The 22,988-nt window shown below is 53.4% G+C and carries 22 protein-coding genes; 12 read left to right on the plus strand and 10 right to left on the minus strand.

Annotated features, from left to right (window positions below):
• Positions 1 to 311 precede the first annotated feature (311 nt).
• The gene (locus IT781_RS14995) at positions 312 to 2,666 is read left to right on the plus strand and encodes an ATP-binding protein (RefSeq protein WP_194970985.1); all 2,355 of its coding nucleotides are present in this window, start codon (positions 312 to 314) and stop codon (positions 2,664 to 2,666) included.
• Here the strand turns inward: IT781_RS14995 and IT781_RS15000 are convergent.
• Positions 2,660 to 2,872, minus strand: coding sequence for an MbtH family protein (locus IT781_RS15000; protein WP_194970986.1), 213 nt, complete (start codon positions 2,870 to 2,872; stop codon positions 2,660 to 2,662). The two genes, IT781_RS14995 and IT781_RS15000, sit on opposite strands and share 7 nt — an antisense overlap.
• Positions 2,873 to 3,188: 316 nt before the next feature.
• Positions 3,189 to 3,317, minus strand: coding sequence for a hypothetical protein (locus IT781_RS22625; RefSeq protein ID WP_255528706.1), 129 nt, complete (start codon positions 3,315 to 3,317; stop codon positions 3,189 to 3,191).
• Positions 3,318 to 3,357: 40 nt separating this feature from the next.
• Between IT781_RS22625 and IT781_RS15005 the strand changes: the two genes are divergently transcribed.
• The 4 genes from IT781_RS15005 to IT781_RS15020 all read left to right on the plus strand — a co-directional run bounded on the left by IT781_RS15005 (position 3,358) and on the right by IT781_RS15020 (position 8,443).
• Positions 3,358 to 3,858 carry an RNA polymerase sigma factor gene (locus IT781_RS15005; RefSeq protein ID WP_194970987.1) on the plus strand — a complete coding sequence of 167 codons (501 nt, stop codon included), beginning with the start codon at positions 3,358 to 3,360 and terminating at the stop codon, positions 3,856 to 3,858.
• A gap of 53 nt (positions 3,859 to 3,911) precedes the next feature.
• On the plus strand, positions 3,912 to 4,946 hold the full coding sequence (locus tag IT781_RS15010; protein ID WP_228779184.1) for a FecR family protein: 1,035 nt from the start codon (positions 3,912 to 3,914) through the stop codon (positions 4,944 to 4,946).
• 169 nt (positions 4,947 to 5,115) lie between these two features.
• On the plus strand, positions 5,116 to 7,533 hold the full coding sequence (locus IT781_RS15015; protein ID WP_194970988.1) for a TonB-dependent receptor: 2,418 nt from the start codon (positions 5,116 to 5,118) through the stop codon (positions 7,531 to 7,533).
• 76 nt (positions 7,534 to 7,609) lie between these two features.
• Positions 7,610 to 8,443: a DJ-1/PfpI family protein gene (locus IT781_RS15020; protein WP_194970989.1), complete on the plus strand. Its 834-nt coding sequence runs from the start codon at positions 7,610 to 7,612 to the stop codon at positions 8,441 to 8,443.
• Between the two features lie 141 nt (positions 8,444 to 8,584).
• Here the strand turns inward: IT781_RS15020 and IT781_RS15025 are convergent, their stop codons facing one another.
• Positions 8,585 to 9,097, minus strand: a complete 513-nt coding sequence (locus IT781_RS15025; protein ID WP_194970990.1) for an RNA polymerase sigma factor — start codon at positions 9,095 to 9,097, stop codon at positions 8,585 to 8,587.
• A gap of 551 nt (positions 9,098 to 9,648) precedes the next feature.
• Between IT781_RS15025 and IT781_RS15030 the strand changes: the two genes are divergently transcribed.
• From IT781_RS15030 to IT781_RS15055, 6 genes are all read left to right on the plus strand, one after another.
• Positions 9,649 to 12,042, plus strand: coding sequence for a penicillin acylase family protein (locus tag IT781_RS15030; protein ID WP_194970991.1), 2,394 nt, complete (start codon positions 9,649 to 9,651; stop codon positions 12,040 to 12,042).
• Positions 12,043 to 12,263: 221 nt separating this feature from the next.
• The gene (locus tag IT781_RS15035; protein ID WP_194970992.1) at positions 12,264 to 13,241 is read left to right on the plus strand and encodes a FecR family protein; all 978 of its coding nucleotides are present in this window, start codon (positions 12,264 to 12,266) and stop codon (positions 13,239 to 13,241) included.
• A 288-nt stretch (positions 13,242 to 13,529) separates the two neighbouring features.
• Positions 13,530 to 13,847 carry a hypothetical protein gene (locus IT781_RS15040; protein ID WP_228779185.1) on the plus strand — a complete coding sequence of 106 codons (318 nt, stop codon included), beginning with the start codon at positions 13,530 to 13,532 and terminating at the stop codon, positions 13,845 to 13,847.
• Between the two features lie 239 nt (positions 13,848 to 14,086).
• A complete protein-coding gene (locus IT781_RS15045; protein ID WP_194970993.1) occupies positions 14,087 to 14,905 on the plus strand; it encodes an energy transducer TonB in 819 nt (272 codons plus the stop codon).
• A 13-nt stretch (positions 14,906 to 14,918) separates the two neighbouring features.
• Positions 14,919 to 15,584 (plus strand): MotA/TolQ/ExbB proton channel family protein, encoded by a 666-nt coding sequence (locus IT781_RS15050; RefSeq protein ID WP_194970994.1) that lies wholly within the window; start codon positions 14,919 to 14,921, stop codon positions 15,582 to 15,584.
• A 2-nt stretch (positions 15,585 to 15,586) separates the two neighbouring features.
• Positions 15,587 to 15,997 (plus strand): biopolymer transporter ExbD, encoded by a 411-nt coding sequence (locus IT781_RS15055; protein WP_194970995.1) that lies wholly within the window; start codon positions 15,587 to 15,589, stop codon positions 15,995 to 15,997.
• Positions 15,998 to 16,253: 256 nt separating this feature from the next.
• On the opposite strand, the gene IT781_RS15060 is transcribed toward IT781_RS15055, so the two are convergent.
• The 6 genes from IT781_RS15060 to IT781_RS15085 form a co-directional block, all read right to left on the minus strand.
• Positions 16,254 to 17,081, minus strand: a complete 828-nt coding sequence (locus IT781_RS15060; protein WP_194970996.1) for an alpha/beta hydrolase — start codon at positions 17,079 to 17,081, stop codon at positions 16,254 to 16,256.
• Between the two features lie 56 nt (positions 17,082 to 17,137).
• Positions 17,138 to 17,509, minus strand: a complete 372-nt coding sequence (locus IT781_RS15065; protein WP_228779186.1) for a hypothetical protein — start codon at positions 17,507 to 17,509, stop codon at positions 17,138 to 17,140.
• 129 nt (positions 17,510 to 17,638) lie between these two features.
• Complete coding sequence (locus tag IT781_RS15070; RefSeq protein WP_228779187.1) at positions 17,639 to 18,160, minus strand: hypothetical protein; 522 nt, start codon at positions 18,158 to 18,160, stop codon at positions 17,639 to 17,641.
• A gap of 173 nt (positions 18,161 to 18,333) precedes the next feature.
• The gene (locus IT781_RS15075) at positions 18,334 to 18,891 is read right to left on the minus strand and encodes a hypothetical protein (RefSeq protein WP_194970998.1); all 558 of its coding nucleotides are present in this window, start codon (positions 18,889 to 18,891) and stop codon (positions 18,334 to 18,336) included.
• Between the two features lie 93 nt (positions 18,892 to 18,984).
• A complete protein-coding gene (locus IT781_RS15080; RefSeq protein WP_194970999.1) occupies positions 18,985 to 19,455 on the minus strand; it encodes a VOC family protein in 471 nt (156 codons plus the stop codon).
• 141 nt (positions 19,456 to 19,596) lie between these two features.
• Positions 19,597 to 20,067 carry an Lrp/AsnC family transcriptional regulator gene (locus tag IT781_RS15085; RefSeq protein WP_194971000.1) on the minus strand — a complete coding sequence of 157 codons (471 nt, stop codon included), beginning with the start codon at positions 20,065 to 20,067 and terminating at the stop codon, positions 19,597 to 19,599.
• 181 nt (positions 20,068 to 20,248) lie between these two features.
• On the opposite strand from IT781_RS15085, the gene leuA reads away from it, so the two are divergent.
• Positions 20,249 to 21,901, plus strand: coding sequence for a 2-isopropylmalate synthase (gene leuA, locus IT781_RS15090; protein WP_194971001.1), 1,653 nt, complete (start codon positions 20,249 to 20,251; stop codon positions 21,899 to 21,901).
• Here the strand turns inward: leuA and IT781_RS15095 are convergent.
• The gene (locus IT781_RS15095) at positions 21,898 to 22,902 is read right to left on the minus strand and encodes a helix-turn-helix domain-containing protein (protein WP_228779188.1); all 1,005 of its coding nucleotides are present in this window, start codon (positions 22,900 to 22,902) and stop codon (positions 21,898 to 21,900) included. The genes leuA and IT781_RS15095 overlap by 4 nt on opposite strands.
• Between the last annotated feature and the right edge of the window lie 86 nt (positions 22,903 to 22,988).

Here is a 22,988-nt window from a genome sequence, read left to right on the forward strand (position 1 = left end):
CGGACCAGCTGCTATAGGTCACAAATTGCTCGCTGAACGTAAATGTAAAGGATGCGCTGCCAACGCATGTTTAACGAAGCCGGCGAACCAGATCCAAAAGCAAACTTTCAAAACCGCTAACGGGCGGCGCGTCCCTTTGACCGCTGTGTTAGGCCAATTGTCAAAGCAGCGTATAGAATGGCCGAAGGCCAGCATGCGGCGCAATACGGCTAGCGCCTATTGCGCCCTATGAATTGTGCCTTATCGCGTTGTTCTTGAAATGGCTTCCGTCAGAGGGCGATAATTCAGCTTTTTTATCATAAGGATTGATAATGTCCATAATAGATAGCTTGTTTGCCTTCAGCCATCGTTCAGGATGCAGACTAGCCAGGCATTTTTCATATCCCGCTCTGAAGCGACGAGGCGGCGTTTATCTTCTTATCGTTACTATGGCATTGATGTTCCTGGCTTTGTGGATACGTCTGGCTATGGCGCCTATCAATGCCGGCCTGCAGTATGTGACATTCTTTCCTGCGGTCACTCTGGCGGCTTTTATCGGTGGGTTCGGTGCCGGGCTGCTGGCAACAATCGTTGGATTGCTCTTCGCCACTTATATCTTTACACCGCCTTATTACTCTTTTTCAGTCGAGGTTCTGCAAACCGCTTTTTGGTCAAACATGGTGTTTTTCATTGACGGCATCCTCGTCTCTTCGTTGCTTGAGGCTATGCATCGCTATCGCCAGCAATTAGCCAGAGAATTGAAGCAAACGATTGATGTGAATAGTGCCTTAGAGGAAAACACCCAGCATTTAAAAAGCCTCATCGATAATCAATTTGCCTATATCGCCTTGTTAGATACCCGCGGAGTCATTCTGGAAATCAACAAGGCCGCATTGGATCAGCTTGGTCAACGCCGAGAAGATGTCATTCATCATTACTTCTACGACTTGCCGTGCTGGTTTTATGACGAGACGGTCCAGGCACAATTAAGGACGGCCATGGCCGACGCCCTGCGGGGGCAAACAGCGCGTTATGACGTGGCCGTGAAAAAAGGCGATGACTTCATTATGGTCGATTTCCAGCTATCGCCGGTGCGCAACGACGAAGGCAGTATCGTAGGGTTACTGTCCATGGCGGTCGATATTTCAGAACGCATCCATGCCGAGGAGGCGCTAAAAAAATCCCGCTCGCAACTGAAAACTTTCATTCACCAAGCGCCCACTACCATGGCCATGTTCGACCGGGACATGAATTATCTGGAAACCAGCGGCCCCTGGCTGCATGATTATGGCCGCGGTTACGCCGATTTGCGCGGACTCAATCACTATGATGTGCATCCGGACTTGCCGGACAGGTGGAAATTGGTCCATCAGCAGTGCCTGGCTGGCGCTATGCTGAGAAATGAAGAAGACCTATGGGTCCATGAGGATGGCAGCGAGCATTGGTCGCGTTGGGCAGTAATGCCCTGGGTCGACGAGAATGGCGCCATTGGCGGTATTATCGTCTCGGCTGAAAATATTACCGACCGTAAGCAAAACGAGGCGCATTTGGCCGAGCAAGCGCAACAGTTGCGGGAAGCCGACCAGCGCAAGGACGAGTTCCTCGCCATGCTGGCTCACGAACTGCGCAATCCTTTGGCGCCGATTCGTAATGCGGCGCGAATTCTGAAGCGGCCCGATCTGGACGAAGCGCGGTTGGCCTGGTGCCGTAATATCATCGACCGTCAGGTCGACCACCTGGTCCAATTGGTCGATGACCTGCTGGATGTCTCGCGCATCAGCCGCGGCAAGATCGAGCTCAAGAAAGAAATTCTCGAGGTGTCAGCTATCGTGCAGTGGGCGGTGGAAACCACGCAGCCCTTGATTGAGGCTCGCCATCATGCCTTTACGGCACAATTGCCATCAGAACCTATCTATGTCGAAGGCGATCTGGTACGACTCTGTCAAGTCGTGTCGAACCTGCTCAACAATGCCGCCAAATATACCGATGAAGGCGGCCGTATTGACCTGACCGTTGAGCAGGCAGGCGATGACATCTTGCTCCGGGTGCGCGACAATGGCCGGGGCATCGCGCCTTCGGCGTTACCGGGCTTGTTCGAATTATTCTATCAGGTAGATCGCACTCTCGACCGCTCGGAAGGCGGGCTGGGCATTGGCCTGTCACTGGTTAAAAGCCTGGTAACGATGCACGGCGGCGAGGTCTGGGTCAGCAGCGAAGGCCGCGGCCAAGGCAGCGAATTCGGCATTCGTCTACCTCGCGTGCAGCCAGCGCCGGCCGTCCCGATCGCCCATGCAGCAAAGCCGAAATGGGCGGCGGACCTTTTGCACATTCTGGTGGTCGATGATAATCGCGATGCGGCCCAAAGTCTGTCCCTGCTGCTGACCAGCGAAGGGCACGAAGTATTGCTGGCTTATGACGGCTACAGCGCCTTGGAAATCGCACTGGCTAAACGGCCGCAGATCGTGCTGCTCGATATTGGTCTGCCTGGCATGGATGGCTACGCAGTGGCTCGGGCGCTGCGGCAGCATCCTGACATGAATAGGACGCAGCTGATCGCCCTGAGCGGTTACGGACGGGAGGTGGATCGTGAGCAGGCGCGAGCAGCCGGATTTAACGGTTATTTGACCAAACCGGTCGACTTTGACGAACTGCATTACGCCTTGACTCAACCGTCATTTGATCATTGATGCCCCGTCTGGCTGCGCAAGCTCAACGGACGCATATCCGTCCAGACATCTTTGATGTAATCGAGGCATGTCTGTTTGTCGCCGGTTTTATCAACTGTCTTCCAGCCGTCGGGAATTTCTTTGTAATCGGGCCAGATCGAGTATTGTTCCTCATGGTTGACCACGACCCGATAGATAGTGTTGTTTTCTTGGTTATTATTAGCCATTGTTGATGCCTTATTAAAATTCTGTGAGCTGATGCTCTTCAGTCATGAATCAGACGACTGACAGGCCATTTAACCTCAGTATTATTTTTATCCCGCTGCCGTTTTTTATCTGCCTGCAGGTGTGCCTGGCTTCCATTAAAAATAACCGTGGGAAACGATCTATCGTAAAGTGTGCTTTGCGTTCTTTTTAGAAACTGATGTTACGCCGTTGAAGGATCGAATTCACTGCAGACTTCAGTCGCCCAAGCATAGGTCAGTCCTAAAATTAAAAAAACTATGTCATATAACCTATCGAGTGCGGCATATGACATAGTTTTTATGACTTGTCACGAAACCGTTCTAACTGATGGAATGAGCGCCAGGCCGCATAACTTAAAGGTTTGGCTGTAATTGGCACTGTATTTGCTAAAAAGATTAAGGGGATTTCCCCTTCTTTAATTTCCATAGCAGCATCATTCTTGAACATCAAAGGAATTGATTTGACGATGAATTTATTTCCCGATCAGAGTTTGTCATCGTGTTTTCTTCAGCATCAAAAGGATTTGATGCAATTTTTGACGTACAAGGTACAGTGCGCCGAAACCGCAACGGATTTAACTCAGGAAACTTATTTGCGTGTTGCCCGCCATCGAAAAGCGGACACTATCGAAAATATGCGCGCCTATTTATTTCGGATTGCCAATAATCTTGCCCTTGACCATCTTCGCAGCCGGGCACGGCTGCTTCAGCGCGACGCCGGACCGGTTACGGACGATTTCATCTGCGAGGCGCCCGAGCCGGAGACCGTATTGGCCAACCGTCAGCAATTGGAGATGCTTGAACAGATCATTTACGGTCTGCCGCCGAAATGCCGCGAGGTCTTCTTGATGTGCCGCGTGGAAGGCAAAAGTTATACGGAGATCGGCGATGCGCTTGGCATCTCGCCCCGTACCGTGGAAAGTCATATGCGCAAGGCTCTCGAGCAGATCCGCAAACAGATTGACTGACCCGCTCCGGATGACAGAACAAAAATAGTTCCTCCGTAATAAGGGAAAGACGCTTGTCAGACGTCTTATTGACATGTCCTTTTCTGTTTATTGAGGTACTACAATACCCGGCCATGCCCATCAAGAACTCTTCAGAGCAGCCCCCATGTGTTTCCGAGCAGGCGTCCGTCTGGTTTGCGCGCCTGCAGGCAGATGACGTGACGGCCGAAGAACAGGCCCGCTTCAAAAGCTGGTATCGGGCAAGCCGGGAACATGCCAGGGCTTATGACAGGATGCGGGGGCTCTGGGAAATGCTGGAAGCGCCCGCGCAGCGGGTGCAGGCAAAAGTCGATGCCGAGCAGGTGCCGCCGCCTTTGGCGAATAAAAGTCCCCATTCCCGGCGCTTCATGGCTGTTTCCTCGCTGATTTTGGGGATTGCCGTGCTGCTGTCCAATCAGTTGTCGATACTCTACCAGAACTGGCAAAGCGATTATCACACAGGACCGGGCGAACGCCTGACCATTGCGCTCGATGACGGCTCTCGGATCACGCTGAACACCGATACGGCGCTAAACGTGGAGTTCTCGGCGGCGCAACGGCGGATCGAACTGCTGCGCGGAGAGGGCTATTTCGATGTAGCGCCGAATAAAAGCCGCCCGTTTATCGTCACTAACGGCACAGCCAGCGCCCGCGCCGTAGGCACGGCTTTCAGCGTCAGGGACTTTGCCGACGCCATGCGCGTGATCGTCAGCGCAGGAACGGTGGAACTCTCTTCAAACAATGCCCATCAAGCCGTTCTGGTGCATCTGAATCAGCAGGTCAGTTATCAACAGGGTCGGATCGGGCCGGTCAAGCCGGCCAATATTCTGGAAGCGCTGGCGTGGCAGCGCGGACAATTGATTTTTAACCGTCAGCCCTTAGCGACGGTGGTCGATGAAGTCAATCGTTACCGGCGCGGCCAGATTCTGCTCATCAACCCGGAACTGAAAGAACGCATCGTCAGCGGCGTGTTCGATACCAATGAGCCGAACGCTGCGGTTGACGGGATCAAGGCAACGTTAAAGATAAACGCCCTGAATCTGTCCGAGCGTCTGGTTCTACTTTATTAGGCGCTGATTGAGTGTATCCGGATAAATTAAGCGGTTCAGCTGCCAAGTCATCTTCCATAAAAAAATTTCAAACTTCCTTGCATTTTTTTCAACTTCGGCTAAGGGAAAATCCAAGACGCGTCGTCTTTAGTCATAGGTAACGCTTGATAACAAAAAAGAGAAATACAGCATGAAATTATCAAAAAGCCGTAAACAGGGGCAAAAAACTATCAAAGCGGCAGGGGTTCTGGCTATTCTGCTTGCCGCGGGACAAGACGGCTATGCCGCCGATGCCGGCAATGCGGTGCAATTCAATATTCCGGCGCAATCTTTATCGACCGCATTGATCCGCTTTTCCGCCGACACCAAGCTGCAGGTGCTTTATGACAGCGCTGTCGCCGAACACTTGCAGGCGCCCGCGCTTAACGGCAGTTATACGCCGGAACAGGCGCTGGGGCAGTTGCTGAAAGGCACCGGGCTCAATTACCGGTACAGCGATGATAAGACCATCACTTTGGAAACGCCAAACCATCAGGGCCAGGTGCAGAAGGTGAATGCGACCACATTGCAGGCAATGACCGTAGTAGGAAAAAACGAGACGGACGATCCCACGGCTTATACCGTCACCCATGCGGCCACCGCCACCAGAACCGATACGCCGATCATGGAAACGCCGATGTCCATTCAGGTCATCCCAAAGGCCGTGACGGATGACCAGCAAACCATTACGGTGGAAGAAAGCTTGCGCAACGTGAGCAGTGTTGTGCCGCGCCTTTCAACGGTTTCTCCCAATTTTGAACCTACCCTGATCCGCGGGTTTGCGGCCCGGCAGTTCATCGACGGCTTTAACCAGTATCTGAATGCCGGCGATCAGGGCAGCATGGTCAATATCGAGCGGATTGAAGTGCTGAAAGGCGCCAATGCGGTGCTTTACGCCGGCGGCAACGGTTCTCCGGTGGGCGGGATGATCAACCTGGTTTCCAAGCTGCCGAAAAAGGAAGCGTTTTATGAATTAGGGGTCAAAGCCGGCCTGTATGATTTTGCCCAGCCGTTTGTGGACTTGAACCAGCCGATCAACGACAACGTCCTGTTCCGGTTCACAGGTGAATACACGAACAGTAGCAGCAACATCGACGTGCTCGATACGGACCGGTTCAATGTCAATCCTACCCTGACCTTCACTAACAACGACGATACCACTTTCACCCTGCAGGGCAAGTTCTCACGATGGGAGCAGCAGGACTACCAGGGCTTGCCGGCGACCGGCACCGTTGCGGGCAATTTCAGGATCCGGCCGGAACTGTTCATCGGTCCGGATGATATCGCAAAGAGCAATTCGGAATTCTATGGCGTCTGGGGCACGCTGGACCACAAGCTGAATGATATCTGGTCGTTCACCGCCAAAGGACGCTATTCCCATTCCAAATTCGATACCCTGTCGCAGAATCTGCTCGGCAAGGGCTTTAGCTTCGGAGCCGATCAACCGCTCGTTCTCCCGTCGACATGGGGGCTGGTCAATAGCGAGCTGGGCCAGGAGCAGGAAGAAAAAAGCGTGCAGGTTTATGGAACGGCTAAATTCGATCTGGGCCCGACCAAGAATACGGTACTGCTGGGCGCCGATTTCAGTGAGCTGGATGACGACGGCTTCATGGATTTCGACATGATGCCCGTCGCTTTTGTAGACCTGGCCGCTCCGTCCTTTCCGGTTCCGTACAGCCATCCGGGCACGCGCCAACAAACTCAATTTACCCGAAACACGACTTATGGCGGCTATGTGCAGCTGCAAAGCACGATCTATGACCGCCTGCACTTACTGGCAAGCGTGCGCAGAGCCAATGTCACGACCGATTTCGTCAACACGGCTAGCGGCTCAAAATTCAATTCCGATGAGGGACGTTTCCTGCCTAACGTCGGCGGGCTTATTGACATAACGGATGAATTTTCGCTGTTTGTCGACTACAGCGAAGGCATGCGCGGCCAGGGCGGCGCCAATTATGCTTCGACGCCCAAGCCTGAGCTTTCCAATCAGATCGAAGCGGGCATAAAGTTTGATATCGCCGAGCAGCTGACAGGACAACTGGCGGTCTACCAGATTGAGCGGGAAAACGTCAGAGTCACCGATTTCACAGATGCCCAATTCCGGTCGGTCACTAAAGGGCAGCAGCGTTCGACGGGCATCGAGACCGATGCGACATGGCAAGTAACAGAAGGCTTAAGTTTGTTAGGAAATTATGCCTTTACCGAGGCGGAATTCACCGACAGTCTGGCAGGCGTGCCTGACGGCAACCGTCTGCCGGGCGTGCCGAAGCATTCCGGCCGTTTCTGGGCCAATTACGCTTTTCAGGACGCGATGTTGAGAGGATGGAGCATAGGTTCCGGAATTTATGCCCAATCAAGCGCCTATGTGGACAAAGCCAATTTATTCAGCACTGAGAGCTTTTACACCATAGATGCGGATATCGCTTACAGGACAAAAGCCTACAAGCTGGGCGTCTCGATCAAGAATCTGACCGACAACGATTATTTTCAGCGGCTGAATTACTTCGATACCCGCGTGACGCCTTCCCAGGGCACGACCGTCTATTTCAGCGGCTCAGTGATCTTCTGACGTTTTCGGCAATTCCCGATGGCTGTTTAATCTGTCCATCGGGATTTACATTAATACAACGAATCAGGACTATTTTATGGATCGTCGACAATTTACCAAGCTGGCATTATTTGCCGCTTTTCTCGCCCCTTTGGGCAACAGCGTCAAAGCGGCCGAAAACGATGAACAGCGAAAAATCCAGGCTCAATCGGATTCCATGCAGGCCCATAAAGCGTTCATGAGCGATCCGGACGTAAAAATGATGGGGAATGAAAAAATTGCGATGCTTTTATACCCCGGCTTTTATGCGCCGGATCTGATTAATCCGCAGTTTTTATTTACCGCCATGATGGGCGCCGAAGTATATCTAATTTCTCCCACCGATGACCTGACGCCGGTGTCTTGCGGTAATTTTTCAATTGTTCCTACGCACAGGCAGAGCGAATGTCCGGAAAAACTGGATATTTTGTTTGTTCCGGGCGGTGCAGCCGGGACGTTGGCGGCCATGAAAAACAAACCGTTTATCGACTTCATCAAAACCAAAGCGGCCAATTCCAGATACATCGCCAGCGTCTGCACCGGCAGTTTGCTGCTCGGCAAGGCCGGCCTGCTGAAGGGCAAAAAGGCCACTTCCCATTGGACAACGCTGGAATTATTGAAAAAGTTCGGAGCGACGCCCGTGAGCGAGCGCGTAGTTTGGGACGGCAATCTAGTGACCGGCGGCGGCGTTACGGCCGGGATTGATTTGGGCCTGCAAATTGTCGGTGCTTTGCGCGGCAAGGAATATGCTGAAGCCATTCAGCTGCAAGCGGAATATGATCCGGCGCCGCCCTATAACGCCGGCTCACCTGGAAAAGCGCCCGCTTTTGTCCGGGATAGCGTCAGAGGGATGTTTGCGCCGCTAGTGCTGGATATGGAACTGGAAATTTAAATAGAGCCTGTTTTTCAGGTTTCGGGCGGGGCACAGTCATGCCCCTGCCTCTGATCATTTCCGGCATTGGCGCCTGCCTTAACAGCGGGTAGACCTCATGTTGGTTATTGGCCTGCAAGCGGTTCTTTTGCGATAGGCGCTTCAGCCGTATTTTTGTTCCGGCAGCCGTTTTTTCATCTGCTTGCGGCAGTGCAGCAAGCCTTTCATGATGTGTTTTTCGACGCCGCTTTCGGATATGTTTAGCGCCTGGGCTATGTCGCGATAACTCATGCCGTGGATGTTATGCAGAATGAAAGCCTGGCGGCAGCGGGGCGGCAATTCCGCTATGGCCTGCCTTAGAAGATGCAGCCTTTGAGCATCTGATACCAATTGTTCGGCCGATGGCGATTCGGTCGCCGGAATCAGGGCCGGATCCTCGGACTGCGCGTAACTTTCCGTCACCTTTACGTGCTTCAGGTAATCGAGCGCCAGATTATGGGCGATCCGGAACAGCAGGCTGCGGGGATGTTCGATCTTTTGCCTTTCGGCTTCGCGTGACAATTTGATGTAACTTTCCTGAACAATGTCCGCCGCGATATCGCGGCAATGCAGTATGCCGAAAACATGGTAAATCAATTCGTCTTGATGTTGCTGGTAAAGAGCTTCTATGTTCAATTTCTCTTCCTTGGTCGTTAATAGCCAGATAAAGATCGCCCGGAAACAATGAGCGTTTAACGATGCGCGATTTCACGTCTGCGCTTGAAAGCTGAAAAGCATTTTTTATGCCTAAAATAATAGAAACGGTAGACATAAAAAGGTTATTGCGGCGTCGGGCCATGCGTTTCAGGCGGGCATGAGATTTGATTCTGTTTTTTTCCGGGCGAAAATGATGTTGGCAGAGCTTATACACATGCTCATCATTAAGTGATTTCACACATCATAATGCGCTAAATAACACAGTTCATTTAAAAGGCGGCAGGCTCTGTAAGAAGCCCTCTAATCTATGTATCTCAGCCTGCTCAGGGGAGGCAATTCGGGCGCTGCGAAAGAAAATGCCCCTATTTTCTGACGGCTGCCTGGAATTACACCCGCCTTATGCCGGTCTATAAATCGATATGGCCCAAATTGTCGATAACACAGGGCCCGAAGTTTTACAGGCCTGCATCTTTGTGACCTTCGTGGTAATTTTTGCATAACTTTAAGAAGGCACAAAAACCGGAATATTCATGCAACGAATTCGAAAACTACTCCTTTATTTCCTGTTCACGCTTTTGGGCCTGAGTATGCTTGGGCTAGGCGCGGGCTTCCTGTTCCTGGAACGGTCGCTGCCGCCCCAGGACGGCGAGTTCAGGGTGCAGGGGCTGTCCGCACCCGTCACGGTAACGTCCGACAGCCACGGCATTCCCGTGATCAAGGCCGGCGATCGGGCCGACGCCCTGCGGGCGCTTGGCTATATCACGGCGCGCGACCGCCTGTTTCAGATGGATCTGATGCGCCGCAAGAATGCCGGCCGACTCGCCGAGCTGTTCGGTCAGATCGCCGTCAATAATGACATCAGAGTGCGAACCTACGGTTTTTCCCGCGTCGCAAAAGCCGTCGTGGCCAAACTGCCGCAGGCTCACCGGCGCTATCTCGAAGCTTACGCCGATGGCATCAACAGTTATATCGATAACGCACGGGCCCTGCCTTTCGAATTCACGGCCCTGGACTACCGTCCTGAACGCTGGACGCCGGAGGACAGCCTGCTGGTGGCTTTGGGCATGTTCGACAACCTGACGGCCGGGTCAGAGAAAGAAGAGCGCATGCTGACGGTCATGGAGAAAAGCCTGCCGGCCGATGTCGTGTCTTTCCTGACGCCGGATACCGATCGTTTCACCGATAGCCTGTATGGCGACGCCGAACCTTACCGGCCTGCCCGACCCATTCCTGTGGCTTCGCTGGAGATGGCGCTTGCCCGGCATGCGCCGGCCGCGCTGAAACTCACCGAAGCCGTGCAACTGCGGGATATGGTGGCCGGCTCCAATGCTTGGGTGGTCAGCGGCGCGAAAACGCATGACGGGCGCGCCATCCTGGCCAACGACATGCATTTGGGTATTTCAGTGCCCAATATCTGGTACCGCGCCGAAATGGATTACGGCTCCGGCCGCACGGCAGGCGTGACCTTGCCCGGCATGCCCGTGTTCATCACCGGCGGCAATGACCGGCTGGCCTGGGGCGGCACCAATCTGACGGGCGATTTCCTGGATCTGGTGAGCCTGGAGATCAATCCGCAGAATCCGGACCAGTACCGCGTCGGCGATAAATGGCAACCGTTTGAACAGATCAGCGAAACCATTCGCATCAAGGATGCCGCGCCATTGCAGGTGACCGTCAGGCGCAGCATCTGGGGGCCTGTGGCCCAGGAGCCGCTGCTGGGCAAGCCGGTCGCCGTGCACTGGAGCGCGCTCGACGACACTGTCGTCAATCTCGGGCTGCTGGATCTGGATCAGGCTGAAACGCTGGAGCAGGCCATGGCGGTCGTCAACCATACCGGCGGCCCGCAGCTGAACTTTCTGCTGGCCGATAATCAGGGCCGTATCGGCTGGACGGTCATGGGCCAGATTCCCAAGCGCGTCGGTTTCGATGGCTCGGTCAGCCGTTCCTGGGCTGACGGCAAGGTCGGTTGGGACGGCTACGTCGATGAGCGCCAGCTGCCGCGCGAGATCGATCCCGCCGCCGGCATACTGGTATCGGCCAATGACCGCCGCCTCGGCAAAGCGTATCCGTACGTGATCGGCCGCCAGTTCGCGAGCGGCTACCGCGCCTACCGCATCACCCATCGGCTCAAAGAGATGCCGGCCATCAATGAAGGGGCCATGTTCGGGCTGCAGCTCGATACCGGAAACGAATTCTACGGGTTTTATCAGCAACTGGCGCTGGACGTGCTGTCGCCCAAGACGATTGAGCGGCAACCGGAACTGCGGGAACTGCGCGACACGCTGCGGGCCTGGAACGGCAGGGCAGATACGGACAGCCTTGGCTTTGCCCTGCTGGAGCGGTTTCGGCGGCAGTTGGCGATAAGCGTGTTCAGTCCGTTCCTGGAAGCCAGTCGCAGCATGGATAAAAATTTCAACTATGCCTGGTCTTATATCGACACGCCTCTGCAGGCCATGCTCACCGAGAAAGTGCCGCAGCTGCTGCCGGACCCGGCCAATTACCACAACTGGGATGACTTCATCCTGGGCCAGTTAAAGCACAGTGCCCAGCAGCTGAAGACCGACTATCCCGATACGGCGCTGTCCGAACTGACCTGGGGCCAGGTCAACAAGGCCCGAATCGGCCATCCTTTCTCCACGGCCATGCCGCTGCTCGGGGTTCTGTTGGACATGCCGGCCGACGCCCTGGCCGGCTGCGCCAACTGCGTGCGGGCGGTCGGTCCGGCTTTCGGCGCTAGCGAACGACTGGTCGTTTCACCCGCGCATCTCGACGAAGGCATCATGCACATGCCCGGCGGCCAGTCGGGGCATCCGCTGTCGTCTTATTATCGCGATCAGCACCGCCACTGGGTGAATGGCCTGCCTATCGCGCTGCTGGCCGGCAAGGTCGAGCACAGGCTGACACTGAAACCCGAAGTCGATTGATCCGTTAACTGGCAGGGATTGAGCTTTTGAGGACGGGGCGCCAGAATATTAAGCAGTAAATAAATGAGGAAAAATAGCATTATAATCGTCTATTAATATAGACAGGGACTTACACGGTTTATCTGTTCAACTGCTGAAACAAGTGGTGTAAGACCTGTGGGGGAGACTTCGCCTACCAACAGGCTTGCGTAAGTCCTGATAGTAGTTTAGGTATGCCGAATATGAAGCACGATAACGATTTTAATGAGGAATCAGGGAGCGAGGATCTGGTCGACGAACAGGCGGCCGCCTGGCTTGTGCGGCTGCGCGCGGAAAATGTCGGCTATGAAGAAAAAGCCGCGTTTGCGCGCTGGCTGGCGCATAACCCTGCGCATCAGCAAGCGTACGATGATATGTGCATGCTGTGGGGCGATGCCGCTTTGAAGCAGGCATTAAGCGAGGCCGAAACAAAGCCGCCCGAAATTTTCTGCTTGAAAAAAGAAGCGCGCCCTAGACAACGGCTGCTGCTGGCTATGGCCGCCTGCCTGGCGCTGGCGTTTGTCTTTCGCGTTGAACTGACCGTGTTGCTCCAGGCCGACTATGCGACGAAGGTCGGCGAACAGAAAACCGTGCGTCTGGAGGACGGTTCCGTCGTCACGCTTAACACGGACAGCGCGCTGGCGGTTACGATGCAGGGCGACCAGCGGACCATCGAGTTGCTGAAGGGCGAAGCTTTTTTCGATGTGCAGCCCGATGCCCGTCGGCCTTTTGTCGTTCACGGCGACCATTCCATCACACGCGTATTGGGCACCCGGTTCTTCGTGCACGAAAAAGGCCGCAGCGATGAGGTCAAAGTATTGTCGGGCCGCGTCGAAGTGACGGATAGCCAGCGCTGGCGGCAGTCGGTTGTCCTGCGTGACGGTGATGCTGTATCGGTTGGCCGGGATGGACACAGCGCAACCGGCAGGCTCGATACGAAACTGACGACATCCTGGCTGAACGGCTATCTGGTCTTCGAAGACATTGCCCTGGGCGATGTCATTGAACAAGTGCAGCGCTACAGAAACGGCGTGGTTCTCTTCAAGGACAACAGCCTGCGCCAATTGAAAATCAACGGCCGCATCAATCTGCGCGATCCGGCGCACATCCTCGAAACACTGGAAAAGAGTCTGTCAGTCAGGATGACACATCTGAGCGACTGGCTCGTCATCATCGGCTGATGCCAAAAGCATCAGGCCGCCAAACTCTACAACCCGCCTAAAATAATTTTTTATTTTCGGAGTGAGGGATTTTCACGACTGAATCGTCTTTTAAGATGAAGTTCTGAGATAGCCGTTATTCCCTCCCAAAATACGGCTGTTCGGAACTTCTAGCACCCCAAGAAAAACGTCAGGCATGACGTCCAGAATCCAGGGATGGATTAACTGAACCACAGACATTGGCTACCGTGACTTGTGGGACGACTTAATGTTATTGCTGATATGCATTTAGAGGACTGCTCTGTCTTAATGAAGAAAACCGGTAAGACCGATAACATCGAAGCGGAAGGACGCATGACAACACCAAAGCTGGCGCAAGAACGCAAGAGAAGCTCCAAGCCCCCCAAGATACCCGAAGAGCGCCGGGTTCACGAGGGTGATGACTTGCTGGATCTGTTTCCGTTGCCTCGGTATTTTCAGGTTCATTTCCAGCATGTCCATGAGAATGCCAACGATATTCAGGCGCAAATGATTCAGCTCAGGGAATATGTAACGCAAGTGGATGTGAAACTGGACCGGCTCACGGCGCTTTTAAACACGCTTTCCTGCAAACGGCAGGATGAGTGAGAAAGGCCGATCAGCTTCAGCAGGCAGCAGCGGCAACTTGTACCAATACAATGAGGTTAAGAAAATCCATGACATGCTTTGGTGGAGCCGGCTTCGACAATTTTTAACGATGCCGTTCGCACCTGCGTTACCTTGACTAACCAAATAATAATAAAGCGCCAGCAGGCTGGGCCGCCGTTATCCGGCATAGTAGTGAACAACACCTGGCATTGGGGCAAATTAAGGAAGGCATATTTCCCATGTATTTATTCAATAACCACGAACAGGGCTTGATCGGGCAGAGTTTACCGCTTCTGGGCGGTGCGGCGCCATCGGTCGCGCGCAAAAAGCGAACCTTGTTTGAAGCTTTAACCGGAGAAGAAAAGCCTCGCTCGATCGGCAGTTTACTGCTTGTTCTGGTGATGCTGCTGCACATCTGGGCCGCCCAATGGTTGTTGCAGCCGAAGGAACCGGTCACGATGGCGCAACCATTGATGATGGAAGTGTCATTGGTTTCAGCGCCGGGCCCCAAAGCCGTAACCGCGCCGCCGGCACCACCCAAACCGGCTGAACCGCCCAAACCGAAAAAAACGCCGGTCAAAAAAACCTTGAAGAAAAAAGCGCCGGAAAAGCCCAAACAAGCGAAACCGCCAAAAGCAGAGGCAATCGCCGAAGAGAAGCTGCCTGCGCCTTCACCTGTGGCATCGGCAGCGCAACCGTCGAATTCGCAAAACTCAAGCGCAGCTCCCAGAGCTACAGCGTCAGCAAGCAAGGCACCGAGTAATGCAGCGCCTTATACCGAAGCCAGCGTCAACGCCAACTACGGTTTCAATCCTCCCCCGAAATATCCGGCCATTGCCAAAAGGCGAGGCTGGCAGGGTACGGTACGGCTACGGGTAAGCGTGTCTGCCGAAGGCTATAGCGAGGCCGTCGCCATACACAGCAGCAGCGGTTTCGAGGCGCTGGATGAGTCGGCTGTCGAGGCGGTCAGGAAATGGCGGTTCAATCCCGCCAAACGGGGCAATACGGCAATAGCCAGCTCGGTGATCGTACCCATTAATTTTACTTTAGAACGTTAGGAGAAAAGAAGGCATGCCTTACCATATTGCTCCCCAATTGATTGTCGACGGGACTTTGTATGCATTATTGGCTTTTTCAGTGATCACCTGGACGCTGATTCTGTTCAAGCTCTGGCAATTCGGCAAGAACGGTTATTACAACCGCCGTTTTAACAGCGCGTTTTGGGAGGCGCCGAATCTTGCTACCGCTCGCGCCTTGCCTGAAACGCTGGCCAGAGGGCCGCAAGCCCGCATTGCCACAAAAGGTTTCACCTGGCTGGACGGCAGCCAACAGGCGTCAGGCAAGCACCTGAAATATCAGGGGGAGCCGACCGAGCAGCTGGAACAATCGTTGCTTATCCACATGCAGCAGGAGCAGCGCGCGATGGAAGCCGGCCTGACCATGCTCGCCAGCATAGGCAGTACCGCCCCCTTTGTCGGCCTGTTCGGCACGGTCCTGGGCATCATGCACGCCATGCATGAGATTACCCAAAGCGGTTCATCCAGCCTGGATGTGGTCGCCGGCCCCATTGGCGATGCCCTGATCGCCACCGCCATCGGCATTGCCGTTGCCGTGCCTGCGGTACTGGCCTACAACTTCTTCATGCGCGGCGTCAAACAGCACCGCGCCGACCTGGAAAACTTCGTCGCCGGCTTCATGCACATTGTCTTTAGCGCCGACAGGCAAGGCAGGGCATAACCATGGCCTTCAAAACGCAATCGGACAGCGAAGATGCGATGAGCGAAATCAACGTCACGCCGCTGGTAGACGTGATGCTGGTGCTGGTGATCATTTTATTGGTGACCGCACCGCTACTGACTCAATCCGTGCATGTAGCGTTGCCGAAAACCGCCGAGACCACGGCGGATGTGAAAGAGCAACCGTTGCAGTTGGGCATCGATGCGCAAGGGATCATTACGCTCAACAAACAGCCTATGGCGGACCTCTCTGCGCTGGAAACCGCTTTAAAGGATGAGATAGTGAAAAATCCCGAGACCGGCGTGCACTTATACGCCGATCAAGCCGTGGTTTATGCCAAGGTGGCCGAAATAATGGCGACTGTTCAGCATGCGGGCATCACCAAAATAGCTTTTGTAACGGTAGAACAGTAGTTTGCTTGACTTATGGAAGACCTATAAAGTCCAAAGCGAAATAGTGGATAGGCGTCATCATCTTCAGCGTTCCTATGGACTGCGACAACGATAAATGTATAAAGGAGATCATTGTAGGGTACGTATCGCGTATCTTTTTATTAGGGGATAGGAAAATGGTACGCAGTGCGTACCCTACATGATTTGCGCGGCATCGGTCTGTTATGCCGTGTGGAGAGAGTTTTCCAACCCGGTCAGCCGATGTCGAGCAAAAAAGTTAGCAATGCTTATCCAGCCATTCGAAAATTTTCTTCAGGACCTGTGCCCTTTCATCGGCTAGATGGTTCAAAAGCTCATGCTTTAATCCATTAAAAATAATTAACGATTTATCGTCGCTGCCCAATTTTTCATACAGTAATTCTGCGCCCGCAGCTGCCGCAATAGGGTCAGCATCACCATGACAAATTAAGGTGGGAAGTAAAATCCGGTTGGCATTGAGCAAAATATTTTTCTGTGTCAGCTTAAACTCGTGCAGCCAACTGAGCGAAACGTCTTTAACTATATAAGGATCATGCTTAAAGGCTTCAATAACTAGTGGGTCGTCCGTCAACTCATCGGGATCTATCATATTGGGAATCTTGACTTGCGGGGCTATTTCCGACAATGCATCGGCAAGAAGACCACCAAAATTGGCAAGCCAGTAGGCAAATTTTAGTGGGCATGAGGAAATCACTAATCCGCGTATTTTCGTTGAATATTGCAAGGCATAAGCCAGTGTGACAAGCGTTCCCATGCTGTGGCCAAATAAGAAGACCGGCATTTTTGCGTCTTTATTAACAATTTCATCAATAAATCGGGCTAAATCATCGACGTATTCTGTAAATGAATTGATATGCCCTCGCTCGCCGTCAGATTGCCCGAAGCCTCGCTGATCAAAGCCGAAACAGCTATACCCTTGAGCCGTAAACGATTGAAAAATGGCTTCATAGCGGCCGATGTGTTCGCCCACACCATGTAGAAACACAATAGATGCCTTTGATGAAGTGCTGGACAATGTATTAAAAAAGAGAGAAAGATCGTCTCTCGTCTGAAAAAATCCTGTCATTTTAAAATATTGGTATTGATGCCCGCTGTTCACGGATTAATAAATTGATGTCCGGTTTAGGGTTCCTTTTCGGTCTCATCTTTTTTGTCTTCCTTCTCTTTTTCCTTCGTTTTATAAAGATCAATCGAGATTAAAGCAAAAACAGCAGCCCAAAGTTTGGATGCGATATTCTGTCCATATTGAAAGAAAGCGAAAGAGTCCTTGACGCCATAAGGTAAAAAGATAAAAAAATACTCCAAAACAAACCACATGGGAGGAAAAATGCCCCAGATTATCAGCAACAGGTATTTGGTTTTTAAGGTGTTTTTTCTGTACAAGATCCATAGCGTTACTACTACGGCAAGCAGGGCGAAGATTATAAAAGCGTAAATTCCATCCCGAAGTGATCCTTCATAAACGATCCGCAATCCAGGAGCATCATTATTCATTGATTTTTTCCTCCGAATGCCTGCCAGCTCTGGTCAGAAATAATCATTACTCTCATGCATTAAGTCCGCAGGGACTTTAAGCCGGGATCAGGCTTTAATTTCTGTTCAATAAAAAACCGTCTGTAACCTTCACTTTCTGCTGTTCGATAGATGATGTTCAATAATGTCATGAATTTTAAGTTCTTCCATAAGTTTTTTAACCGAAGGCAGAGGTTGGGATTTTTCATAACTCCGGGGCCAGTCATCCCATCCGTAACCCCAGCGCCATGGGGTTGGCAACCAGGGCACTCCGCCTATACGGGTGCCGGCATAAATAAGACTGCCCATAACCTGCGTTTTGTTTTGCACGCATCGCCTGAGCTCCTGATCTGCTTCTTGGCGATTCTGCACGCTGCCTCCGCACCAGTAAGCAATATCATGCGCAATACAACAGGCTGCCCATGAGTCATCAAGCCACCGAGAACAGCCATCGGTAGTAAAAATAAAATCAGGTTGCATCTCTGAACCAACAGAGTCCGGACCTGCACGCTTTTTTCGGCAATAAGCTTCCGCAACCGTCTCAAGCTCATCCCGCATCGGCTTGTTTTTGGTATAAGGTTCGATAGACAGCCGGGATTCCAAAGTGGTACATCCCGTAAATAGACCGTTCATCAGCAAACACACCAGAAATCTGTTTAGCAATGATATGAAGCGGCTATTTTTCATATGAGATTTAATGCATGATCATCGGTAACTTTATATGGGTTTAGTCAGATCGAGGCGACAATGTTTCTCGGCCTGCCTACTAAACCATCATGCGCCAATAAGCAAAAGTCAGAGCAAAATTAACTATTTGATTTGCGAAAATGGTCTGAACTTCTGAGTTTTTCCATTAGTCTGCGGACCAGCAGCCGGGGGCCGGACAGCCGGATTTTAAACCATTCCTTCACGGACTTGAGCCGGGCGATGATATGCCGATGGATGGCGCTGGACTTGATCTTGTGTATGGCCAGTTCCACCAGTTCGTACAGTTGCCTGAACCAGCCGAAGGTCATGAGTTGTTGCTTCGAGATGTTAAAGAGCCAGAAGGTGAACGCGGCGATGGGAATTTTGCCGGCATACAGCAGCGTGCCGGAGATGATCTGGCCTGTAGCCATCAGCTTCAGCGCGATGATGCCCAGCAGTTCCACTTGCGTGAACAACGCTAAAAAGATGATCAGCAGCGCATGACGATCGAGCCTGGAAATCATGGCTTCGACTTTCTGTAAAATTTTGAGTCCGTGTATAAAGTTATAAATCGGCTCGGCTATCTTGTCCCAGACCAGCTCTTCCAGAACGATATAAATGCCCACCAATAATCCCAAAAAGAGGTCGGCGGTTTTGGCGATGAATTTTTTCAGCATAATTATGATTTCCATAACGCTCATTATCAGCGGTTAATTGTATAGCAATTAACTGCAATCAACACAGGAGCTGGGGCAGAGACGACATCGGCCTTATCCGCATTGCGCACTGAAAAGCGCTTCGGCGCGCCTGCTGATCTCTTCATGCGACAGGTCTTCGATGCGCGAAGCCAGATACCAGATATGCCCGAAAGGGTCTTGCAGGACGCCGGTCCGGTCGCCGTAAAACTGATCCAGCAAGGGGCTGATGACTTTCGCCCCGGCATCGACGGCCTTCGCAAATTGCGTATCGACATCTTCCACATATAAATACAGGCCGACGGATGAGCCGCCCGGCGCTTGGGGACTGAGCAGCGGGCTTCGGCTGCAGGCTTCGGACAACATGAAAGATGAGTCGCCGATCCTGATTTCCGCATGCCCGATCTCGCCGTCTGGCGTAACTAGCCGGAACACTTCGGCCGCATCGAACGCGCGCTTGTAGAACTCGATGGCTTCAGTTGCGCCTTCAATGCACAGATAAGGGGTGATGCTGTGGTAACCGTCGGGGATGGGGCTGACTGTCATGACTATTCTCCTTCCGAAATGAACATACCGGACCGCTTGATATGGCCGGAAGCGGACGAGGGCAGCCTACGCCAACTCGTCATTATTAATGCCTTAGACCTCATTTCCGGGCTTTGTTGCCTTTAAGTTCGCAAACAAAGGCTACAAGTGATGCAGTGGCAAGACGGTCGTATCGATGGCCTTGCGCAATACGAAACTGGATTGTACGCCGCTGACGCCGTCGATGCGGGTCAGTTTGCCGAGCAGGAATTCCTGATAATGATCCATGTCCGGAACGATCACTTTCAACAGATAATCCGCGGACTGGCCGGTGATCAGGTAGCATTCGAGCACTTCGGGCCAGGCGCTGACAAGGGCTTCGAAGTTTTCGAACCGTTCCGGCGTGTGCAGGTCCATGCTGACCTGAACTACAGCGGTCAGCTTCAGTTGCAGCTTGGCCTGATTCAGCAGGGTCACATGGCGGTCGATGAAGCCGCCGTCTTCGAGCTGTTTGACTCGTCTTGAGCAGGGCGAGGGCGAAAGCCCTATCTTGTCAGCCAGTTCCAGATTGGAAATGCGGGCGTTTTTTTGTATTTCATCCAGAATGCGTCGGTCTGTTCTATCTAGTTTCATAACAATTCAGCAGGGTCGTTTTCGGATTTAGGCAATGGCGGAAATGATTATACAAACAGATGATGATCAGTAAGCAATAATTGCTTAAAAAGCTGTTTTTGCCGGCATATTGGCAATCATTCGCTCAAGCCTTTTCCCTATACTGTGGCTTCATTTAACGATAATTGAGCGAGGAGGCATTATGAATACAGCACAGCGAGCGGTTTTCGATCATCATAAGTACGAGCCTTGTCCAGTCATCAGCCTGCCGCAACGGCAGTGGCCCGACCGGCGGATTGAACAGGCGCCCATCTGGTGCAGCGAGGATCTGCGCGACGGCAATCAGGCGCTGATCAATCCCTTGACCATCGAGCAGAAAACGGCTTTCTTCAAGCTCCTGGTCCGGATCGGTTTCAAGGAGATCGCCGTCGGCTTTCCTTCGGCCTCGCAGACCGATTATGACTTTATCCGCCTGCTGATCGAGCAGCGGCTGATACCGGACGATGTCGCGGTATCGGTGCTGATGCCGGCGCGCGAAGCGTTGATCCGGCGCAGTTTCGAGGCTTTAAAAGGCGCAAAACGGGCCATCATGCATTTTTATAATTCCACGTCCAGAGCGCAGCGCGAGCAGGTCTTCAAGATGGATAAGGACGGCATCATCGCGCTGGCCGTGGATGGCGCACGCGTGATGAAGGAATGCGTTGCGGCGCAGCCGGAGACCGCGTGGCAGTTTCAGTATTCGCCGGAGAGCTTTACCGCGACGGAACCTGATTTCGCCGTGGAAATCTGCAACGCCGTCGCCGATGTCTGGCAGCCGACGCCCGAGTGGCCGATTATCTTCAACTTGCCGTCGACGGTTGAAGTCTCGACGCCGAATGTCTACGCCGACCAGATCGAATGGTTCAGCACGCATATCCGGCATCGCGAGGCGGTCATCATCAGCCTGCATACCCACAACGACCGGGGCTGCGCGGTAGCGGCCGCCGAACTGGGGCTCATGGCCGGCGCCCAGCGCGTCGAGGGCACGCTGTTCGGCAACGGCGAGCGCACCGGCAATGCCGATATCATGGTCATGGCCATGAATCTGTACAGCCAGGGCGTCGATCCCGAGCTGGATTTTTCCGACCTGGGCTCGATCAGCCGCCAGGTCAGCCAGTTAAACCAGATTGCCGTGCATCCGCGCCATCCCTACGCGGGCGATCTGGTGTTCACGGCTTTCTCGGGCAGCCATCAGGATGCGATCAAGAAATGCCTTGAAGCCCGCCGGCCGGGGCAGCCGTGGAACGTCGCCTATCTGCCCATCGACCCGGCCGATGTCGGACGCGATTACCAGGCGGTCATCCGCATCAACAGCCAGTCCGGCAAAGGCGGCGCCGCTTATATCATCGAGCGGGAACTGGGCCTGCAACTGCCGCGCTGGCTGCAGATTGAATTCAGCCAGATCGTGCAGCGCCGGACCGAAGCAGAGGCCCAGGAGATAAGCGCGCAGCAGCTGGTGGCCTTGTTCGAGCAGACCTATCTTGCCGTGCAGCCGGTTTACCAACTGGCCGGATTTCATCTCGATCACGACCAGCATGAGACGATTTCTGCGCGTCTGGTTTCGGGCGCAGGCGAGATAACGGTGGCAGGAACCGGCAACGGCGCGCTGGATGCGTTTGTCAACGCGCTGGAACGGCAGTTGGGCCAGGTTATCGAAATTACCGACTACCACGAGCACGCCATAACGGCCGGTAGCGATGCCAAGGCGGCTTGTTATGTCCGGCTCAAATACAACGGCGGGGCGCATACCGGCATAGCCTGCCATGACGATATCGTTACCGCTTCGCTGAATGCCGTTTTAAGGCCTATCCGTTAGGCTTTCGGCTGCTGCCGGTATTCTGTCGGCGAGCAGCCGAAGCGCTGCCTGAACGCGCGGCTGAAGTGCGACAAATCGTTGAAACCCCAACGGAATGCGATGTCGGAAAGCCGATGGCCTGCATGGACCGGGTCAATCAGGTCTTTCCGGCAGTTTTCGAGCCGCCGCTGCCAGATATAGCGCATCAGGGAAGTGTCTTCGTTCTTAAACAGATCATTGATATAGCGCGGCGACAAGCCGACGCCGCCGGCGACCCGCGCGGTATCCAGATCCGGATTGGCAAGATGGCGTTCGATGAATGCCTTGACTCTGTTCAGCGCGATGGAACGGCTTCTGGACACGTTGAAGTTTGCCGGGCGCACAGAGGCCAACGCCAATGTCAGCAGATCAAGGGAATGATCGGCCAGCGCGGAAAATTCCTGCGCATTCAATTGGCCGGTCTGGCTCGCAGCAGTGCGGATGAAATTGGCCGCCACGGAACCGATGCCTTTATTGCCGGGGATACGCAGTGCCGTGCAATGCTCAATGCCGGCTATTCTGTCCCTGAGCATCGGCCTTGGGACCGAAACGATCAGTTTCGAAAAGTGCTGCGGGCAGTGTATGCGATGGGGCTGCGTGGCGTCGTAAAGCGTCATATCCCCCGGCTGCAGAACAACGGTTTTGCCATTTTGCTCCAGCAGGTAGCCGCCTGAGAGCAGGATAACCGCAAAGTAGGTATCCTGACTCACCAAATGCGGCTCGCGCGGTAGCCGCTCCAGGCAAATGGCGCTCGACCGTATGGTGGACAGGCGCAAATTCTGCCACGGGTATATCGTCATTTCATTGAACAGGCTGCCGTCGGCCGGCGGTGTGACTTCGACATTGGCATATTCCCGCCCTATCACTTCGCGCAGCCATTCATGCCGCTCTCGCGCCGGGAGATCAGCGGTCGATAGCTTGATTTCCGGTATCATGCCTGAATCTTTTGAGGGCTCCGAGGCTATCGGGCCATGAATATCCATAATCAAAACTCCTAACTGATGTTACGCAGTAAGTTGAATTCAGATCGGTTTAGCAAAGTGTCGCTAGCGCGACGGTTGTGTTAATC

It is taken from the genome of Methylobacter sp. BlB1, assembly GCF_015476545.1.
Classification (GTDB): Bacteria; Pseudomonadota; Gammaproteobacteria; order Methylococcales; family Methylomonadaceae; genus Methylobacter.

Coding starts and splice junctions, on each gene's coding strand:
- IT781_RS14995 (WP_194970985.1), top strand. CDS start 312: ATGTCCATAATAGATAGCTTGTTTGCCTTCAGCCATCGTTCAGGATGC.
- IT781_RS15000 (WP_194970986.1), bottom strand. CDS start 2,872: ATGGCTAATAATAACCAAGAAAACAACACTATCTATCGGGTCGTGGTC.
- IT781_RS22625 (WP_255528706.1), bottom strand. CDS start 3,317: ATGGAAATTAAAGAAGGGGAAATCCCCTTAATCTTTTTAGCAAATACA.
- IT781_RS15005 (WP_194970987.1), top strand. CDS start 3,358: ATGAATTTATTTCCCGATCAGAGTTTGTCATCGTGTTTTCTTCAGCAT.
- IT781_RS15015 (WP_194970988.1), top strand. CDS start 5,116: ATGAAATTATCAAAAAGCCGTAAACAGGGGCAAAAAACTATCAAAGCG.
- IT781_RS15020 (WP_194970989.1), top strand. CDS start 7,610: ATGGATCGTCGACAATTTACCAAGCTGGCATTATTTGCCGCTTTTCTC.
- IT781_RS15030 (WP_194970991.1), top strand. CDS start 9,649: ATGCAACGAATTCGAAAACTACTCCTTTATTTCCTGTTCACGCTTTTG.
- IT781_RS15035 (WP_194970992.1), top strand. CDS start 12,264: ATGAAGCACGATAACGATTTTAATGAGGAATCAGGGAGCGAGGATCTG.
- IT781_RS15040 (WP_228779185.1), top strand. CDS start 13,530: ATGAAGAAAACCGGTAAGACCGATAACATCGAAGCGGAAGGACGCATG.
- IT781_RS15045 (WP_194970993.1), top strand. CDS start 14,087: ATGTATTTATTCAATAACCACGAACAGGGCTTGATCGGGCAGAGTTTA.
- IT781_RS15050 (WP_194970994.1), top strand. CDS start 14,919: ATGCCTTACCATATTGCTCCCCAATTGATTGTCGACGGGACTTTGTAT.
- IT781_RS15055 (WP_194970995.1), top strand. CDS start 15,587: ATGGCCTTCAAAACGCAATCGGACAGCGAAGATGCGATGAGCGAAATC.
- IT781_RS15060 (WP_194970996.1), bottom strand. CDS start 17,081: ATGACAGGATTTTTTCAGACGAGAGACGATCTTTCTCTCTTTTTTAAT.
- IT781_RS15065 (WP_228779186.1), bottom strand. CDS start 17,509: ATGAATAATGATGCTCCTGGATTGCGGATCGTTTATGAAGGATCACTT.
- IT781_RS15070 (WP_228779187.1), bottom strand. CDS start 18,160: ATGAACGGTCTATTTACGGGATGTACCACTTTGGAATCCCGGCTGTCT.
- IT781_RS15075 (WP_194970998.1), bottom strand. CDS start 18,891: ATGCTGAAAAAATTCATCGCCAAAACCGCCGACCTCTTTTTGGGATTA.
- IT781_RS15080 (WP_194970999.1), bottom strand. CDS start 19,455: ATGACAGTCAGCCCCATCCCCGACGGTTACCACAGCATCACCCCTTAT.
- IT781_RS15085 (WP_194971000.1), bottom strand. CDS start 20,067: ATGAAACTAGATAGAACAGACCGACGCATTCTGGATGAAATACAAAAA.
- leuA (WP_194971001.1), top strand. CDS start 20,249: ATGAATACAGCACAGCGAGCGGTTTTCGATCATCATAAGTACGAGCCT.
- IT781_RS15095 (WP_228779188.1), bottom strand. CDS start 22,902: ATGGATATTCATGGCCCGATAGCCTCGGAGCCCTCAAAAGATTCAGGC.